At 70.7% G+C, this 16254-nt stretch carries 13 protein-coding genes and 1 pseudogene; 3 read left to right on the top strand and 11 right to left on the bottom strand.

The features are described 5' to 3' along the window. Positions 1 to 113 precede the first annotated feature (113 nt). Positions 114 to 677 (top strand): GNAT family N-acetyltransferase, encoded by a 564-nt coding sequence (locus tag ACWCXB_RS24660; protein ID WP_450725655.1) that lies wholly within the window; start codon positions 114 to 116, stop codon positions 675 to 677. A gap of 73 nt (positions 678 to 750) precedes the next feature. Here the strand turns inward: ACWCXB_RS24660 and ACWCXB_RS24655 are convergent. Next, a pseudogene (locus ACWCXB_RS24655) lies at positions 751 to 1458 on the bottom strand (RNA-guided endonuclease InsQ/TnpB family protein); the annotation flags it as partial. 74 nt (positions 1459 to 1532) lie between these two features. Here ACWCXB_RS24655 and ACWCXB_RS24650 point away from each other — a divergent pair. Continuing rightward, complete coding sequence (locus ACWCXB_RS24650; protein ID WP_450725654.1) at positions 1533 to 2030, top strand: hypothetical protein; 498 nt, start codon at positions 1533 to 1535, stop codon at positions 2028 to 2030. Positions 2031 to 2110: 80 nt separating this feature from the next. Next, a complete protein-coding gene (locus tag ACWCXB_RS24645; protein WP_450725653.1) occupies positions 2111 to 2647 on the top strand; it encodes a DUF4240 domain-containing protein in 537 nt (178 codons plus the stop codon). A gap of 202 nt (positions 2648 to 2849) precedes the next feature. Here ACWCXB_RS24645 and ACWCXB_RS24640 read toward each other — a convergent pair whose 3' ends face one another. The 10 genes from ACWCXB_RS24640 to ACWCXB_RS24595 all read right to left on the bottom strand — a co-directional run bounded on the left by ACWCXB_RS24640 (position 2850) and on the right by ACWCXB_RS24595 (position 15986). Continuing rightward, positions 2850 to 3491 (bottom strand): HAD family acid phosphatase, encoded by a 642-nt coding sequence (locus ACWCXB_RS24640; RefSeq protein WP_450725652.1) that lies wholly within the window; start codon positions 3489 to 3491, stop codon positions 2850 to 2852. 208 nt (positions 3492 to 3699) lie between these two features. Then, the gene (locus ACWCXB_RS24635; RefSeq protein WP_450725651.1) at positions 3700 to 4749 is read right to left on the bottom strand and encodes a sugar phosphate isomerase/epimerase family protein; all 1050 of its coding nucleotides are present in this window, start codon (positions 4747 to 4749) and stop codon (positions 3700 to 3702) included. 34 nt (positions 4750 to 4783) lie between these two features. Next, complete coding sequence (locus ACWCXB_RS24630) at positions 4784 to 6202, bottom strand: alkaline phosphatase family protein (RefSeq protein ID WP_450725650.1); 1419 nt, start codon at positions 6200 to 6202, stop codon at positions 4784 to 4786. Next, complete coding sequence (eboE, locus tag ACWCXB_RS24625; RefSeq protein ID WP_450725649.1) at positions 6199 to 7371, bottom strand: metabolite traffic protein EboE; 1173 nt, start codon at positions 7369 to 7371, stop codon at positions 6199 to 6201. Before eboE ends, ACWCXB_RS24630 begins: the two co-directional genes overlap by 4 nt. 13 nt (positions 7372 to 7384) lie before the next feature. Further along, positions 7385 to 8233: a TatD family hydrolase gene (locus tag ACWCXB_RS24620; protein WP_450725648.1), complete on the bottom strand. Its 849-nt coding sequence runs from the start codon at positions 8231 to 8233 to the stop codon at positions 7385 to 7387. After that, positions 8233 to 8874: an EboA domain-containing protein gene (locus ACWCXB_RS24615; protein ID WP_450725647.1), complete on the bottom strand. Its 642-nt coding sequence runs from the start codon at positions 8872 to 8874 to the stop codon at positions 8233 to 8235. Before ACWCXB_RS24615 ends, ACWCXB_RS24620 begins: the two co-directional genes overlap by 1 nt. Next, a complete protein-coding gene (locus ACWCXB_RS24610) occupies positions 8862 to 9776 on the bottom strand; it encodes a sugar phosphate isomerase/epimerase family protein (RefSeq protein ID WP_450725646.1) in 915 nt (304 codons plus the stop codon). The genes ACWCXB_RS24615 and ACWCXB_RS24610 overlap by 13 nt, the downstream gene beginning before the upstream one ends. After that, positions 9773 to 10804, bottom strand: a complete 1032-nt coding sequence (locus tag ACWCXB_RS24605; protein ID WP_450725645.1) for an SCO3242 family prenyltransferase — start codon at positions 10802 to 10804, stop codon at positions 9773 to 9775. The genes ACWCXB_RS24610 and ACWCXB_RS24605 overlap by 4 nt, the downstream gene beginning before the upstream one ends. Positions 10805 to 11055: 251 nt before the next feature. After that, entirely contained in the window at positions 11056 to 12186 is a 1131-nt protein-coding gene (locus ACWCXB_RS24600) for an inositol-3-phosphate synthase (protein ID WP_450725644.1), read from the bottom strand. Positions 12187 to 12272: 86 nt separating this feature from the next. Continuing rightward, positions 12273 to 15986: a ThuA domain-containing protein gene (locus ACWCXB_RS24595; protein ID WP_450725643.1), complete on the bottom strand. Its 3714-nt coding sequence runs from the start codon at positions 15984 to 15986 to the stop codon at positions 12273 to 12275. Positions 15987 to 16254: the final 268 nt, after the last annotated feature.

Genomic DNA, 16254 nt, shown 5'->3' with positions numbered 1-16254 from the left:
CGCGGTTGCCGGGTAAGATCCGGGAGTTTGAGCGAGCCGTGGTCCCGGGACGAGAGTGCCGCGACCCGCGAGTGTGGCGAGCGCATCCGCGAGACCGTCCGAGGGGGCATCACATGACGCAGCAGGGGACGATCGCGATAGAGCGCATGGACGGATCAGCCGCAGCGCAGGCCGAGGACGCGTTCAGGCTGACCTATGCCGAAGCGTTCGCCGAGCCTCCCTACAACGAGACCGAGGACGACGTCGTCGCCGCCTTCCGCCGTTTCCCCTCCCAGGCCCGCAGGCACACCTTCCGCGCTGCCTTGGCCCGTACCGAGGACGGCGAGCCGGTCGGCATCGCGTACGGCTACCTGCTCGACCCCGACACGGGCTGGTGGGACGAACTGACCGAGCCAGTGCCCGACGACATGCGACGGGAGGACGGACACCGCACCTTCGGGCTGATGGAACTTGCCGTGCGCGGACCGTGGCGCGGGCAGGGCATCGCGCGGCGTCTGCACGAGACGCTGCTCGACAGCATTGAGGCCGAGCGGGTGTTGTTGAACGTCCACCCGGGCAGCAAGGCAGCGTCGGCTGCCTACCGGGCGTGGGGATACCGCAAGATCGGCGAGGCGCGGCCATGGGGGACAGGCGCGGACCTCCATGACGTGATGCTGCTCGACCTGCAGTCAACTTGACCCGGCAGTAAAGGGCCGGGCTTGGAGGTAGTGTCCAGCTGGCTGCTGGGTGGGCTCCTCCGTCCAGACACCCCTATGGGGCAGGGACGCGTGACTCACGCCCCGCAGTCCACGCAGCCTCGCCCTTGCGGGCGATGTTGCGGGAGGCGTTCCGGTCTGCGTGGGCAACGACCCCGCAGTTCCGGCAGGTGAACAGGGCCTGGCTTGCCCGGTTCTTCTTGTCGATGTGGCCGCACTCGGAGCACTGCTGCGAGGTGTAGGCGGGATCGACGAAGACCACGGGCACGCCGGCCCGCTTGGCTTTGTAGACGATGAAGTCCCCGAGCTGGGCGAAGGCCCAGCAGTGGAGTGCGACCCGTTGGGGCTTGCGGAGCCGTACCCTCTGCCGGATTCCCTTGAGTTCTTCCAGGGAGATCCCGGCCGAGGTGCGTTCAGCCTCGGTCACGATCGTCTTGGCGATGATGTGGTTGGTGTTCTTGGCGTGCCGCTGCTCTTTGCAGGCACGGGCCTTGAGTCGTCGCTTGGCGGACTTGGTGCCCTTCTTCTGGAGCTTGCGCCGCAGGTCGAGCTGCCGCTTGCGGTGCCGGTTCAGGTCGCGCCCGGCGGCCTGGTAGCCGGTGGATGTGGTGGCGATGTTGACGATGCCGAGATCCACGCCGATGAAGGCGGCCGGCTCGTACTGCTCGGCCTCGGGCACGTCGCAGACGGCGATCAGGTAGAAGACACCATCGCGTTCGATCAGGTCGGATTCGCCCTTGCGGTGCTGCTGGAGGGTCTTGAGAGTGGTCCGGCGCTTGGAACCTGCGGCGGCGCACCCCTCGCCGTGAACCGCTGCACCAGCACCGCCGGCTCGCGATGCTCAGGCGTGTCCTCAATGACGACTCCTTGACCCTGCGGGCGCGGGTCGCCGCCGCCCTCGTTCTCCTCTACGCGCAACCCGTCAGCCGCATCGTCCGCCTCACTGTCGATGACATCACCGACGACGGGACCACCGTCACCGTCCAACTGGGAGACCCGCCGTCCCCGCTGCCGGAGCCCGTCGCCGACGTGATGCGGGCCTACATCCGGTCCCGCCAGCACCTGCCCTACGCCAGCAGCAGAAGCGCACTGTGGCTCTTTCCCGGCCGCCAGACCGGACAGCCCATGAACCCGGTCAGCCTCCAGGTCCACCTGCGTGAGATCGGCGTTCCGCCACAGCGCGGCGGGACCTCCGCGATCCGCCAGCTCGTCCTCCAAGCCCCGGCACCGGTCATCGCGAAGGCGCTGGGCTACCACGACAAGACCGCCACCCGGCTGGTCACCGAAGCCGGAGGAACCTGGAGCCGATATGCGCCCGGCGACCACACACGCTGACAGGAGCGACGTGGCTTCTCTGGCGGGCCAAGCTCCCGTGACCGGCCCGATGTCAGTACCAGGTGGCATGCTCTGCCGCAATGAACAAACAGCAGTTCTGGCAGCTCATTGAGGCAGCCCGCAATCAGGCGTCCAACCCGAACGACGGCGAAGATGTCGCCCGCCGGGCAACCTCGCAGCTGGCCACGCACCCGGCCGAGGAGATCGTCGACGCTCAGCAGGTGCTGTGGGACCTGATGGCAGACTCCTACACGAACCCACTGTGGGCCGCTGCCTACGTGATCAATGGTGGATGCTCCGACGACGGCTTCGACTACTTCCGTGGCTGGTTGATCGCGCAGGGACGCGAGGCCTTCGAGCGCATAGTCGCTGACCCCGATGCCCTGGCCGAACTGCCCATCGTGCGAGCGTCAGCGGCCGACGGACTCGATCTCGAGTGCGAGGAGGCGCTAAGCATCGTCTGGAACGCACACATCATGGCGACCGGCAAACAACTCCCTCACGATGCGTTCACCATCCGATACCCGGAGCTGGACCCCACCTGGAACTTCGATTTCGACGACCACAGCGAAATGACTCGCCGACTGCCCCGCTTGGCAGCTCTCTATCTGGAGTAAGCGGAAGCTCGCAGTTACAGAGCGAGGTCAAACAGCGGAGGGGGAGACTCCTGAACATCACTGTCCGTCACACCCTCAGGGCATGAACACATGTCCGCTGCCGAATACGCGACACCGCAACATGCGGGCCCACCAGTCCCAAGGCCGTGGTCGGCGGGGTGGCCGCGGGACCGGGAATCCGGTGCCGCGGCCACCCGGCTTTTCAGGACAGCTGGCCGTCGTAGTCGGGCAGCTTGAACGTCCGCTCGGCGTGACCGCCCACCAGGTCGCTGGTGTTGTTGCCGATGTTGGCGATGATCTTGTAGCCCTTGGCCTCGATCTCCGCGCGCTTCTCGGTCTTGTAGGCGCTGACTTCGTGGAACAGGTCGGGCAGGTCCCGTACGTACAGACCGTCGACCGGGTAGCCGGCCCGCTTGAGGTTCCAGTCGGTGAGCGAGTAGATGATGCCCGGGCGGGCGGTGACGAAGAAGATCGCGACGCCGCGGGAGTCGGCGAAGCGGGCCAGGTCACGGACGGGCGCGACCGCGGGGGTCGGCAGCTCCCAGAAGTAGTGGAAGTCGGTCTCGAGCGAGGTGTTGTCGATGTCGAGGACGATCGCCTGCTTCTCGCCGGGCGCCTGTGCGGTCCGCTGCTCAATGTACGGGCGGGCGACGGCGACGACGGCGGCCACGTCGCGCTGCCAGGTCGCGTAGTCGACGTCGGTCGTCTGCGCGGCGGTTGCGGCTGTGAGGGGCTCGGCGGCGGGGACCGTCGGGGTGGCAGCCGATGCCGCGGGGGCGGCCATGGTGAGGGCCGCTGCGGCGGCGACCGTCGCCGTCGCGGTCCGCCATCTGCGTGCATGCATGGGGGGTTCTCCTGGGTCGAGGATGTACGGGAGGCCCCTCGTCCGGCGCTGCCGAGCGAGGGGCGTTTGGCATGCTCGCGTCCGATGATGGACGGAATTCAACATTCCCTCTACTGGTCAGTAGCCAGAAGTTTCGATGACTTCCCGCGCACGGCTCCGCCCGCGGCGCATGATGACTCGCCGCGGGCGGGGGTGTGCCGGACGTCTGCTAGCAGTCCTTCTCGCGCAGTGAGTGGAGGTGCTCGCTGGACCTGCGGGCGAAGGTGAACGACTCGACGGGGTTGTCGTGTTCGGCCTGCCAGTGGTGGTCGAGACGGCCGCCCCTGGTCCTCGTGACGGCCGAGATGAACCGCTGGTAGTCGATGTCCCCGTCTCCGACGTCCACCATGCGGTAGCCGTCACGGGCGGAGTCGTCGCGTTCGCCGTCCTTGACGTGGAAGAGCGGGTAGCGGTCGGGCTGCTTGAGGACGTAGCGGAGCGGGTCGAAGGGGGCGGGCGTGCCGTCGGCGCGCTTGGAGAAGCGGAACTGGCCGGCGTAGGCCCAGTAGATGTCCATCTCCAGGTGGACGAGGTCGGGGTCGGTCTCGGCCAGCAGGACGTCGTAGAGCCGCACGTCGGGCCTGTCGGTGGCGAAGGAGAACTCCTCGGCGTGGTTGTGCTGGTAGAACTTCATGCCGCGGGCCTTGGCGGCGGCGCCGTACTCGTTGAACTCCTCGGCGCAGCGCTTCCAGCCGTCGACGGTGGCGCCGTAGCGCCACGGACCGGATGCGGTGCCGATGTGCTTGAGCCCGAGGGCCTCGGCGTCGTCCAGGACCTTGTCGAGGTTCTGCGCGAAGGTGTACGCGTTCGGGTCGGACGAGTAGTAGCCGACGTGGCTGCCGATGGCGCGCAGGCCGTGGTCGCGGGTGAGTTGGCGGAGCTGGGCGAGGGTGATGGGGCCCGCGGACCCCTGGGTGTAGCCGGCGTACTCGACCTCGTCGTAGCCGTACTTCTCGAGTTCGGCGAAGACGGCGGCGAAGCCGAGCGTGGAGACCTTGTCGCGGAGCGAGTAGAGCTGGATGCCGAGGCGTCCCGGGGGCAGTACGGGGCGGCCTCGGCCGGCTCCGGTGGCGGCTGTGCCCGGGGTGGCGGCCGAGGCCCCGGTGGCCGACGCGCCGAGAAGGGCGGCGGCGGTGGCTCCGGCTGCGACGCCGAGCATGCCGCGTCTGCTGAGCTTGCGGGTGAGCTCGGGGTCGGGGGTCCTGCTCGTGCGGCTCATTGTGGATAACTCCTCGGTGTCGGTGGCTTGTGGTTCAGTGGAGTCCAGCGAGTTGAAGCAACAGGGACTTCACATCGGTGGCCGCGACGCGGCCGCTTACGGCGCGGGGGGTGGAGCACAGAATGAGCGGACCTTCGTCGTCGCTCGTCGGGAGGCGGCCATGGCTGCCGCGAATAGGTGAGGGGTCGAGCGGCACGACCGCCATGCGGTAGCGCATGCCGAGCTTCTTGCGGGCGAGGGCCGTGGCCGCCTTGACCCGGACGTACGGGTCCTCGGGGTCCATGAACAGCTCGACGGGGTCGTAGCCGGGCTTGCGGTGGATCTCGACGAGCTGGGCGAAGTCGGGGGCCCTGTCGTCGTCGAGCCAGTAGTAGTACGTGAACCAGGCGTCCGGGTCGGCGACGGCGACGAGCTCGCCCGAGCGCGGGTGGTCGAGGCCGTACTTCTTCTTGCCCTCGTCGTCGAGGAGTTCGGCGATGCCGGGGAGACCTATGAGGGCTTCGCGGGTCGCGTCGAGGTCCTCGGGGCTGCGCACATAGACATGGGCGAGCTGGTGGTCGGCGACGGCGAAGGCGCGGGAGGCCATCGCATCGAGGTACTCCATGCCGTCCTGGGTGTGGACCTCGAGAAGGCCGGCGCGGCGCAGTTCGCGGTTGATGTCGACGTGCCGGGTGACGCGGGTGATGCCGTATTCGGAGAGGGCGACGACGGTGCGGCCTTCACGCGCGGCGTCGTCGAGGAGGGGGGTCATGGCCGTATCGAGGTCTGCGGCGGCCTGGAGGGAGCGGGGGTCGTCGGGGCCGTACCGCTGAAGGTCGTAGTCGAGATGCGGGAGGTAGCAGAGCGCCAGGTCGGGGGTGCGGGTGCGGAGGATGTGGCGGGTGGCGTCGACGATCCAGCGGCTGGAGACGATGTCGGCGCCCGGGCCCCAGAAGTGGAAGAGGGGGAAGGTGCCCAATCTGTCGGTGAGTTCGTCGTGGAGCGCCGGGGGCCGGGTGTAGCAGTCGGGTTCCTTGCGGCCGTCTGCGTAGTAGACGGGACGGGGGGTGACGGTGATGTCGGTGTCGGCGCCCATGGCGTACCACCAGCAGATGTTGGCGACGGTGTAGCCGGGGTGGGCGCGCCGGGCGGCGTCCCAGAGTTTGTCGCCGCCGACGAGTCCGTTGTGCTGGCGCCACAGCAGGACGTCGCCGAGTTCGCGGAAGTACCAGCCGTTGCCGACGATGCCGTGCTCGGAGGGGAGGGTGCCGGTGAGGAAGGTGGACTGGGCGGCGCAGGTGACGGCGGGCAGGACGGTGCCCAGGGGGGCCTGGGAGCCGGTGGTGGCGAGCTGTTTCAGGTGCGGCATGTGGTTCAGGAGCCGGGGGGTGAGGCCGACGACATCCAGGACGAGGAGGGGGGTGGGTCGCGTGGTGCCGCTCGGGGTGGCGTCGCTCGGGGTGGTGTCGCTCATGGGAGTTCCTTGAGGCCGAGGTCGGTGAGCAGATCGCGGGCGAGGGTGAGTTCGGCGGCGATTCCGTCGGCGAGCTGGGCTCGGCTGCGGGGGCGCAGCTCGGCGGGGAGGGCTTGCCAGGTGTACGTCTCGACCTCGAGGTGGCGGGTGAGCGGGGCGGGGCCGCCCACGAGGCGGGCCAGGGCGTCCTGGAGCACGGGGAGGGTGGAGGTGAGCGGCGGGGCCGGCGGCGCGTGCAGGGGGACGTGGAAGTGGGCGCGCCAGGGGGCGCCGTCGGGGAGGGCGTCGGCGGCGAGGGCCTCGTGGAGGTCGTCGGTGCCGCGCAGGCCGGCGGCGGTGCGGGTGCGGGTCTGGTGGAGGAAGCGGGGTTCGGCGAAGGCGGCGAGCGCGGCGCGCACGTCCGGGAGGTGGGGGTGCTCGGCATGCAGGGCGGCGGACAGCTGCGCCTTGGGGATCGTGATGCCGGCGGTGGTGAGTGCGTGGAGTGCGGGACCGGGTTCTTCGAAGGAGGTGGCGAGATGGCAGGTGTCGATGCAGATGCCGATGCGGCTGCTCGATACGGCGGTGAGGGGGCGGATCGCATCGGCGGTGGTTTCGACGGTGCAGCCCGGCTCGGGTTCGAGGGCGATCCGGATGGACTTGCCGGTGAGCTCTTCGAGCGCGTCGAGGCGTTCGGCGAGGGTGGTGAGTGCGGTGCGGGCCGTGTTGGTGGTGGCGGTGTCGTCGAAGCGGGTGCGCCAGCCGAGGGGAAGGGTCGAGACGGATCCTTCGCCCACGTCGTCGGGCAGCAGGGTGGCGAGGAGCCGGGCCAGGTCCGTTGTGTGGGCGAGCCTTTCGGGCTCGGTCCAGTCGGGGCGGTAGACGCGGTACTTGACCTCGTCGGCGCCGAAGCCCTCATAGGGGAAGCCGTTGAGGGTGACGATTTCGAGGCCGCGCCGGTCGAGTTCGGTGCGCAGGCCGCGCAGGGCCGCTGGGTCGGTGGTCAGGGCGCGGGTGGCGTCCTTGGCCAGCCACAGGCCGATGCCGACGCGGTCGCGGCCGAGGCGTTTGCGTACGGGTTCGCAGTGGTCGCGGAGCTGGGCGAGGACGCCGTCGAGGGTTTCGGCCGGATGGACGTTGGTGCAGTAGGAGAGGTGGACAGTGGAGCCGTCGGGGTGGCGGAAGCGCATGTGTCTCGCCTCCTCATTCCCCGCCGCGGAGGATGGAGTTGCCCTCGTGCAGGGCCTCGGGGGCCGGCACGTCGAGCTGGAGGCGGCCGCTCTGTCCGTAGAAGGCGACGGGGTTGCGCCAAAGGACCTGGTCGACGTGGTCGTCGGTGAATCCGGCGGCGAGCATGGCGTCGGCGACGTTGCGGGTCTTGAGGGGGTCGCTCTTGCCCCAGTCGGCGGCCGAGTTGACCAGGACGCGCTCCGTCCCGTGGGCCTTGAGGATGGTGACCATGCGGTCCTCGTCCATCTTGGTGTCGGGGTAGATGGAGAAGCCGAGCCAGCAGCCGCTGTCGGCGGCGTCCTTCACCGTCGTCTCGTTCAGGTGGTCGAGCAGCACGTACTCGGGGGCGAGTGCGGATTCGCGGACGACGTCGACGGTGCGGCGCAGTCCGGCGAGCTTGTCACGGTGCGGGGTGTGGACGAGAGCGGGCAGGCCGTGGTCGGCGGCGAGCTGGAGCTGGGCGGCGAGTGCGGTGTCCTCGGCGGGGGTCATGGAGTCGTAGCCGATCTCGCCGACGGCAACGACGTTGTCCTTGACCAGATAACGGGGCAGTGCGTCGAGGACGGGGGTGCAGCGGGGGTCGTTGGCCTCCTTGGGGTTGAGGGCGATCGTGCAGTGGTGGGCGATGCCGTACTGGGCCGCGCGGAACGGTTCCCAGCCGAGGAGGGAGTCGAAGTAGTCGAAGAAGGAGGCGGGTGAGGTGCGGGGCTGGCCGAGCCAGAAGGAGGGTTCGACAAGGGCGCGGACGCCGGCGGCGTACATCGTCTGGTAGTCGTCCGTGGTGCGGGAGGTCATATGGATGTGGGGGTCGAAGATGCGCATCAGGACTCCTCCGTGGGGGACGTCAGGGCGAGGACGCGGTGGAGGTCGCCGGGGACGGGACGGCCGGCGGCAGTGCGTTCGGCGGCGTAGTCGCCGAGCATCCGGGCGAGTTCCGTGTCGCCGCGGGCGCGGCGGGCCAGGCCGTCGGCCGCGTCGACGGGCACTCCGGTGAAGAGGCATTTGAGGAGGGCGTGGCGCCAGGAGTGCGCGTCGAGATGCTTCGCGGCGTACGGGCCCACGGCTGCGGCGACGAGCCGGGTGTCGTTGGTGCGCAGGGCGTCCTCGACGAGCGGGAGCCCGGCGGCGGGGTCCGGGTCGAGGAGGGGCAGGGCGAGGAGGACGGCTCGGCGTTCGGCGGCGGTGCCCTGCCGGTAGAGGCGGGTGAGGGTGGCTGCGTCGGCGTGGGCCTCGTGGAGGAGGAGGGCGCGTACGGAGTCGGCGTACTCCTGGCCGCAGTGGCGCCCGGCGGCGGCGAACCGGAGCTCCCATGCGGGCACGGCGTACGAGGCGGCGGCGTACGAGGCGGCGGCGGCCTCGGGCGCGGTGGCGGTGTGGGCCGCTTCGGCGAGGGCCTCGTGCAGCCAGGCGCGGGCTGCGCCGGCGAGGCGGGCGTCGAGTTCGCTGCGGGTCAGGATCGCCATGCCGGTGCTCCGTTCGTGGGGGCGGCTCCGTCCCTGGAGACGGGGGCTTGGGCTTCGGCCCGGGCCTGGGCTCGGGGGCGGAGGAACTCGATGGAGGTGCGGGCGAGTTCGGGGCCGGCGTGGGAGTGGCGGGGCAGTTCCACGACGGTCAGGCCCTGGTAGCCGGTGGCGGCGAGCGCGTCGAGGACGGGCGGGAAGTCGATCTCGCCGTCGCCGAACGGGAGGTGCTCGTGGACACCGCGGCGCATGTCCTCGATCTGGACGTGCCGCAGCCACGGGGCGGCCTGCTTGACGCAGTCGGCCGGGGATGCCGGCTCCAGGCACTGGCAGTGGCCGATGTCGAGGGTGAGGCCGAGGGGTTCGGGGTCGCCGAGGAGAGAGCGGAGGTGGTGGAAGTCGTCGAGGGTGGCGAGGAGGTGACCGGGTTCGGGTTCGATGGCGAGGGGGACACGGGCGGTGGCAGCGGCATCCAGAACGGGGGTGAGAGCGGCTTCGAGGCGGCGCCAGGCGGTGGAGGCCGACGTGCCCTGCGGGGTGATGCCGCTGAAGCAGTGCACAGCGTGAGCTCCGAGGTCCGCGGCGACCTGCACGGCGCGGACGAGGAGCGCGATGCGGGCGGCGCGGGCGTCGGGATCGGGGTCGAGGAGGGACGGGCCGTGCTTGCGGCGTGGGTCGAGGACGTAGCGGGCGCCGGTCTCGACGGTGACCTCAAGGCCGAGGTCCGCCAGGCGGCCCGCGAGCCGGCGGGTACGGAGGGCGAGGTCGGCGGCGAGGGGGTCGAGGTGCATGTGGTCGAGGGTCAGGCCGACGCCGTCGTAGCCGAGGTCGGCGAGGAGTACGAGGGCGTCGTCGAGGCGGAGGTCGGTGAGGCCGTTGGTTCCATAGCCGAGGCGCAGGCTCATGTGGGGCTCACCTTCCGGGCGATGCGTCGGGCGACGGGGACGAGCGCGAGGACGGCGAGCCCGGTGCCGGTCGCCCCGGCGCGGGCGGCGAGGGCGGCCTGCAGCGGGATCATGGCGCGGATCCCGGTGCCGACGGCGCGCTGGGTGAGGGGTGGCGAGGGGTTGAGCGCGGCGTGGAGGAGGGGGCGGGCGGTGGTGTGGGCGTACGTTGCGGAGAGGAGCGTTGCCCCGATCCCGCCATTACCGCCGATCCCGGCCCACCCACCGGGCCCGCCTCTCCCCGAAAGCGAGGGCAAGCCCCCGGCCCGGGGCACGGTGTCCGGCTCCGGATCGGCGGACGCGGTGCAGTTGACGGACGCGGCGGAAGCGCCGCGCACGCCGGGCGCCCACGGCGGGCGCGTGGTCACCGCGGCGATGGCCAGGGCCGTGGCCAGGGCGGCAAGGGGGGCCTTGGTGGAGCCGCCCTGGGTTTCGTGGCGGGAGACGGAGGTGATGGCGTAGGTGTGGGCGCCGAGGAGGGCCGCGTGCGGGAGCGCAGGACGGAGGCCGGTGGGGTGAGTTGCCGTGGCGCCGAGCAGGAGGTCGAGGGCGCGGGCCGATGCCATGGCGGCCGGGCCGGCAGGGGTGTGCTTGAGGCGCAGGTCGTAGGCCCAGACCGTGGCGGTCAGCGCCGAGGCCACGAGCAGCGCCGGGCGGCCTGCCCGCGCGGCGAGGGCCAGCCCCGCCGCCGTGAGAGCACCCGCCGTGGCCAGCGCTGCGAACGGGGCGATACGGCCCGAGGGAATCGGGCGGTGCGGGCGGTCGATGGCGTCCTCGTCCCGGTCGGCCCAGTCGTTGAGGGCCATGCCCGCCTCGTAGAGGCAGAGCGAGGCGCCCATGGCGAGCGCGGTGCCCCGGTTGGGTCGCAGGCCGGCGGTGGCCGCGCCCGCGAGGCCGTCACCGGGGACGGTGAACAGGGCGGAGACACGCAGGAGTTCGGCCCAGGCCCTGAGCGTCCCGCCGCCCCCTGTCACGGCGGCTCCGCTCATGGGCCCTTCCGCAGGCCGGCGCCCCGGCCCACCCGCAGGCGCCCCCGCCTGCACTCCCCCGTCCGCTCCCCCGGACGCCCCCGCGTGCCGTCCCCCCGGTCCTCCCCCGAGTCCCACGGCGCCGCGCCCGGCGCCGCCCTCCCGTCGGTCGTCGTTCCGCGGTGCCGCGCGCCCCTGTCCCCTGTCGGCCCGCACGGTCGACGACAGCAGGGCGGCGGACATCCGCAGGAGCCGGCCGACGCCCCGCGCCGTCACCGGGCCTCCTCCAGACGCGCCGCGAAGGCGACCAGCGCTGCGTACTGGTCCGACAGGGCGGCCGGTGCTCCCGGGTCCGGGTCCTTGAAGTAGAAGGCGAGTTCGGGGAGGGGGCCCGAGCGGCCCGTCTCATGGGCGCGGGCCACCAGCCGCGCCAGGTCCAGCACCAGCGGTGCCGCGAGAGCCGAGTCGCAGCCCTGCCAGATGGTCTGGAGGACCATCCGCGAGCCGAGGAAGCCGTCGAAGGCGATGTGGTCCCAGGCGGTCTTCCAGTCGCCGAGGGCCGGAACGTCGTCGATGTGGACCTCGCCCTCCGGCGCGGCGCCGAGGGTGTCGGCGAGGACGCGTTCCTTGCCCGCGTTCTTCGCCGCGGCCGCCGCGGGATCGGCCAGCGCCGCCCCGTCCCCGCCACCCAGCAGGTTGGTGCCGGACCATGCCCGTACGGACAGGGCGCGCTGCACGAACATGGGGGCGAGTACGGAACGGAGCAGCGTCTGACCTGTCTTGCCGTCCCGGCCGGCGTGGGGAAGTCCGCGGGCGGAGGCGGCGTCGGCGAGGGCCGCGGTGCGCAGCCCGGTGGAGGGGGTGAAGTTGACGTAGGGGCAGCCGGCCTCGATGGCGGCGGCCGCGTAGAGGGAGCTGGCCGGGAGCCGTGGGGAATCGGGAGCGAGGGCGGGTTCCGTCGAGGCGACGTTCACCACGACCACCCGGGCGAGGCCGTGGCGCTCCCGGAAGGCAACGATGTCAGCGGTGAACGCCTCGATCAGTGAGGCGTCGGGCCGGGTGTCTCCCGGCAGCGGGCCGCCCGCGCGGATCTCGTCGTTCGCGGCGGCCAGTTCGCCACGGACCGCCGACGGCAGACCGTGGGGCAGGACGCCGCCCGCCGTGAGCTGTTCTGCCCGCTTCGGAAGGGGGCAGCCGACCGTGTCGTGGCCGCCGAAGACCAGGGAGGACAGGGGCGGCAGCCCGGCCGAGGCGAACGGCAGGGTCTCCGTCACCATGCCCGTCGCCGGGTGCAGACCGGCGGTGACCGCCGCGCAGCCGGCGACCGCGGTGGTGGCGACGGAGCCCCGTGCTCCGATCAGCCAGACTCCGGTACGTACCGTCGGATCGTTCGGGCTCGTCACGGGCTGCCTCCCTGGATGCGGTGCGGTGGTGGGACGGCGGGCGGGGGTACGGCGTCTCCCCGCCCGCCGCCGGCTTGCGGGCCGCCCTACGAGGACGAGGGCAGCTCCTTGATCTGGATGTTGCGGAAGGACACCTGGTCGTCGGCGCCGTGGTTCTGGATGCCGATGTAGCCGTCCTTCAGGCTGCGGACCGGGTCGGTGTTGGTGAAGTCGTTGATCTTCACACCGTTGAGGAACACGGTCAGCCGCTCACCCTGGACCCGGATCTCGTAGCTGTTCCACTGCCCCGGCGGCCGCAGGACGGCGTCGCGGGCCTTGAGGTCGGCCGACTTGAATCCGTAGACGGCGCCGGTCGTGCGGTCGGGGGCATCGGTGGCGTCGATCTGCACCTCGTAGCCGTTGTTCACCGCGGACCAGGGGTCGTCGGACGCAGGGAAGCCCACGAACACACCGGAGTTGTCGTCGCCCGCCAGCTTCCAGTCGAGCTTGAGCGAGTACGAGCCGAACTGCTTGGCCTGGTACCAGAGCATGCCCATGCCGCCCTCGGTCTGCAGCTCACCGTCGACGACGTTGAACTTTCCGGGCCCCGCCTGCTTCCAGCCCTCCAGGGTCTGTCCGTTGAAGAGGTCCCGGTAGCCGGTCTGCGGCTTGCAGTCGGTATTGACCTGCCCGGTGGCGTAGCGCAGTCCGCCCAGCAGATGCTGCCGGAACGCCGGCTCGGCGTAGGACTCCTTGGTGTGCCCGCCGCCGGTGTAGAAGGCGCGGCCGCCCTCGTAGGTCTGGCACCAGGCGATCGGGTGGTCGCCCTTCATGTTGCCGCCCTGATAGGTGGTTTCGTCGAGGGTGGCGAGGATCCGGGCCTGACCGCGCGGGTTGGTGCGGTAGTTGTACCACTCGTCCGTGCGCTCCCACGCCGCGTCGAGGTGCGAGGTCGCCGGGTGGTCGTGGTCCTCGACCCGCACGGTGGCCTGCTGGATCTGCGGGTGGGAGTGGAAGTACGCGCCGACGAGTCCGCCGTAGAACTCCCAGTCGTACTCGGTGTCGGCGGCCGCGTGGACGCCCATGTAGCCGCCGCCCGTGGCGACGTAGTTCTCGAACGCCTTCTGTTGTTCGGCGTTGAGGACGTCACCGGTGGTCGACAGGAACACCACGGCGTCGTAGCGGGCGAGGTTGCTCGTCGTGAACTGGCCGGCCTCCTCCGTGGCGTCGACCGTGATGTTGCTGCCTGCGCCCAGTTCCTTCAGGGCCGCGACACCGGTCGGGATGGAGTCGTGACGGAATCCCGCGGTTCTGGAGAAGACCAGGACCCGCTTGGCCGTGCGGTCGACGGGCGTATTGGTGATCTCGAAGTCGTCGACGTCGTAGAGCGCTCCCGCTCCGCCCTTGAAGACGAGGAAGAGCTCGGTGGTCGTCCTCGGCACGGCACGCAGCGGTACGTCGACGTTCTGGAAGGTCTCCCAGCCCCCGGTCACCGGCACGGGCGCCGAGCCGAGCAGGGTGCCGGTCGCCGATCCGGTGCGGACCTCGAGGAAGCCGCCGGCTCCGCCCGACGAGATGCGCGCGGTGAGCTTGGTGGAGCCGCTCAGGTTGTAGGGCTTGAAGGAGATCCAGTCCCCGTTGTTGATGTCGCCCACGGTCTTGCCTCCGTTGGCGGGGGCCTTGTTGATGACACTCACTCCGAACTGGCCGGTGAAGTGCTCGGCCTGCCGGTGGCGTGGCTGCAGCTGCGCCTGGTCGTGGGTGGTGAGCGCGGCCTGGCCGCCGCCTCCGCCGTCCGTGTACTCGGCGTCGAAGACGCCGAAGATGTTGGCGTTCGGGTCGTGTCCGCCGTCCGCGGACGTCCTGATGGTGCCGGTGCAGCCGTTTGCGGAGGTCACGGGGTGGCCGTGGCTGTCATGGCCGAGGACATAGGTGACCTTCACCTTGGCGCAGTCGATCGTGCCGTCCTCAGGATCTGTGACGGTGACCTTGAACGGGATCTCGTCACCGAAGCTGAACAGCGCTCCCTCGACCGGCAGTTCCAGTTTCACCTTGGGTGCGGTGTTGCCGACGACGACCTGGACACTGGCCGAGCCGGTGCGCCCGGTCGGGTCCTTCGCGGTCACCGTGGCCGTGTAGGTGCCGTTCTTGCGGTACGTGTACGTCGGGTTGGCGGCCGTGGACGTGGCGCCGTCGCCGAAGTCCCAGGCGTACGTCAGCGCATCGCCGTCGGCGTCGCTCGTGCCGGCCGAGGAGAACGTGACCCGCAGCGGGGCCGTGCCCGACGTCTTGTTCGCTGCGGCCTCGGCGACCGGCGAGTGGCCGTTGGTGGCGTTCTCGATGCGGTAGAGCGCGGAGTGCTCGTTGCCGCCGAACCAGGCGGTGCCGTAGTCGAGGACGTACAGCGCCCCGTCCGGGCCGAAGCTCATGTCCATGATCTGCGTCCCGGTCCACGGGACGGGGTTGATGGACTGGACCGTGCCGTCGGCGCCGTGCTCGATGCGCTTGATCCAGCGGCGGCCGAACTCACCGGCGAAGAAGTCGCCGTCGTACGCCTCGGGGAACTTCACCGGGGAGTCGAGCGCCGGGTCGTAGTGGTAGACCGGCCCGCCCATCGGGGACTCGGAGCCGGTGCCGAACTCGGGCACGGATCCGCCGTCGTACGGGATCCAGGCGGGCTGGGCGGGCGGCAGGTCGACGAGACCGGTGTTGTGGGGCGAGTCGTTCTTCGGGGCTGCGCAGTCGAAGGTTGCCCCGGACACCTTGGTCGCGAAGTCGTAGTCGACGTACGGGTCGTTGTCACCGGTGCAGAACGGCCAGCCGAAGTTGCCGGGCTTGGTTATCCGGGCGAACTCGACCTGTCCGGCAGGCCCGCGCTTGGGGTCGGCCGCGCCGGCGTCGGGCCCGTAGTCGCCGACGTACAGCACACCGGTCTTCTTGTCGACGCTGAAGCGGAAGGGGTTGCGGAAGCCCATCGCATAGATCTCGGGCCGGGTCTTCTCCGTGCCCGGGGCGAAGAGGTTGCCCTCGGGGACGGTGTACGAGCCGTCGTCGGCGACCTTGATGCGGAGGATCTTTCCGCGCAGGTCGTTGGTGTTGCCGGAGGTGCGGCGGGCGTCGTAGGCGGGGTTGCGTTCGGGCCGTTCGTCGATGGGGGTGTAGCCGTCGGAGGCGAACGGGTTGGAGTCGTCGCCCGTCGACAGATACAGATTGCCCTGCGCGTCGAAGTCGATGTCCCCGCCGACGTGGCAGCAGATGCCGCGGGTCGCGGGGATGTCGATGACCTTCTTCTCGCTGGCGTTGTCCAGGCTGCCGTCGGCCTTGAGGACGAAGCGGGAGAGCCGGTTGACGCCGTCGTACTTGGCGAAGTCGGCGGCGGTGCCCTCGTTGGGGGCGTCGCCCGCGGGGGTGTCCAGCGGGGGCGCGTAGTAGAGGTAGATCGCCCGGTTCTCGCTGAACTTCGGGTCGATGCCGACGCCCTGGAGGCCTTCCTCGTCGTGCGAGTAGACGGGGACGGTGCCGATGACACGGGTGTTGCCGGCCGCGTCGGTCATGCGCAGCTCACCGTCGCGCGAGGTGTGCAGCACGCTGCGGTCGGGGAGGACGGCGAGCGACATGGGTTCGCCGACCTCGGGCTCGCCCTTGGCGAGGGTGACCTGCTGGAACTCCTCGGCCGCCGCGGCGGCGGGTTCCGTGTCCTGTGCGGGGGCCGCGACCCCGACGGGGGCGGCGATGGCGAGTGACGTCGCGGCCAGCAGGCCGCCGGTGAGGAGCGCGAGTCCCTTCCTGACTCTGCTTGCTCCGGGCCGTTTTCTGTGCACGTGTGTCCTCCGGAAGTAGCCGGTCGTACGGGCGGGTGCTGCTGCCGTGCGGTTCTCGCGCGGGAACGTGCCGCGGGAACTCCGGGGACCGGCGTGCGCCGTCACGCTGGTCGAGATCCGGGCAGAGTCCCGATCGGAGCCGCGCCCCGATCGGGCCTATGTCCTGTACACCTCAGGGACGGTAGCCGGGTTCGTCCTGGGCCGAAAGCCCTTGCACACCAGGCAAGTTGAACTTTCTCCCGAGGCAGGACAAAGCCGGGCGAGGGCA

Source organism: Streptomyces sp. NPDC001514, assembly GCF_053597075.1.
The sequence above is the reverse complement of the archived record's forward strand: the minus strand, read 5'-3'. Positions and strand labels throughout refer to the sequence as shown.

Bases quoted from the DNA above. Each gene is read 5' to 3' on its own strand.
- ACWCXB_RS24660 (WP_450725655.1), top strand. From the start codon at position 114: ATGACGCAGCAGGGGACGATCGCGATAGAGCGCATGGACGGATCAGCC.
- ACWCXB_RS24650 (WP_450725654.1), top strand. From the start codon at position 1,533: ATGCTCAGGCGTGTCCTCAATGACGACTCCTTGACCCTGCGGGCGCGG.
- ACWCXB_RS24645 (WP_450725653.1), top strand. From the start codon at position 2,111: ATGAACAAACAGCAGTTCTGGCAGCTCATTGAGGCAGCCCGCAATCAG.
- ACWCXB_RS24640 (WP_450725652.1), bottom strand. From the start codon at position 3,491: ATGCATGCACGCAGATGGCGGACCGCGACGGCGACGGTCGCCGCCGCA.
- ACWCXB_RS24635 (WP_450725651.1), bottom strand. From the start codon at position 4,749: ATGAGCCGCACGAGCAGGACCCCCGACCCCGAGCTCACCCGCAAGCTC.
- ACWCXB_RS24630 (WP_450725650.1), bottom strand. From the start codon at position 6,202: ATGAGCGACACCACCCCGAGCGACGCCACCCCGAGCGGCACCACGCGA.
- eboE (WP_450725649.1), bottom strand. From the start codon at position 7,371: ATGCGCTTCCGCCACCCCGACGGCTCCACTGTCCACCTCTCCTACTGC.
- ACWCXB_RS24620 (WP_450725648.1), bottom strand. From the start codon at position 8,233: ATGCGCATCTTCGACCCCCACATCCATATGACCTCCCGCACCACGGAC.
- ACWCXB_RS24615 (WP_450725647.1), bottom strand. From the start codon at position 8,874: ATGGCGATCCTGACCCGCAGCGAACTCGACGCCCGCCTCGCCGGCGCA.
- ACWCXB_RS24610 (WP_450725646.1), bottom strand. From the start codon at position 9,776: ATGAGCCTGCGCCTCGGCTATGGAACCAACGGCCTCACCGACCTCCGC.
- ACWCXB_RS24605 (WP_450725645.1), bottom strand. From the start codon at position 10,804: ATGAGCGGAGCCGCCGTGACAGGGGGCGGCGGGACGCTCAGGGCCTGG.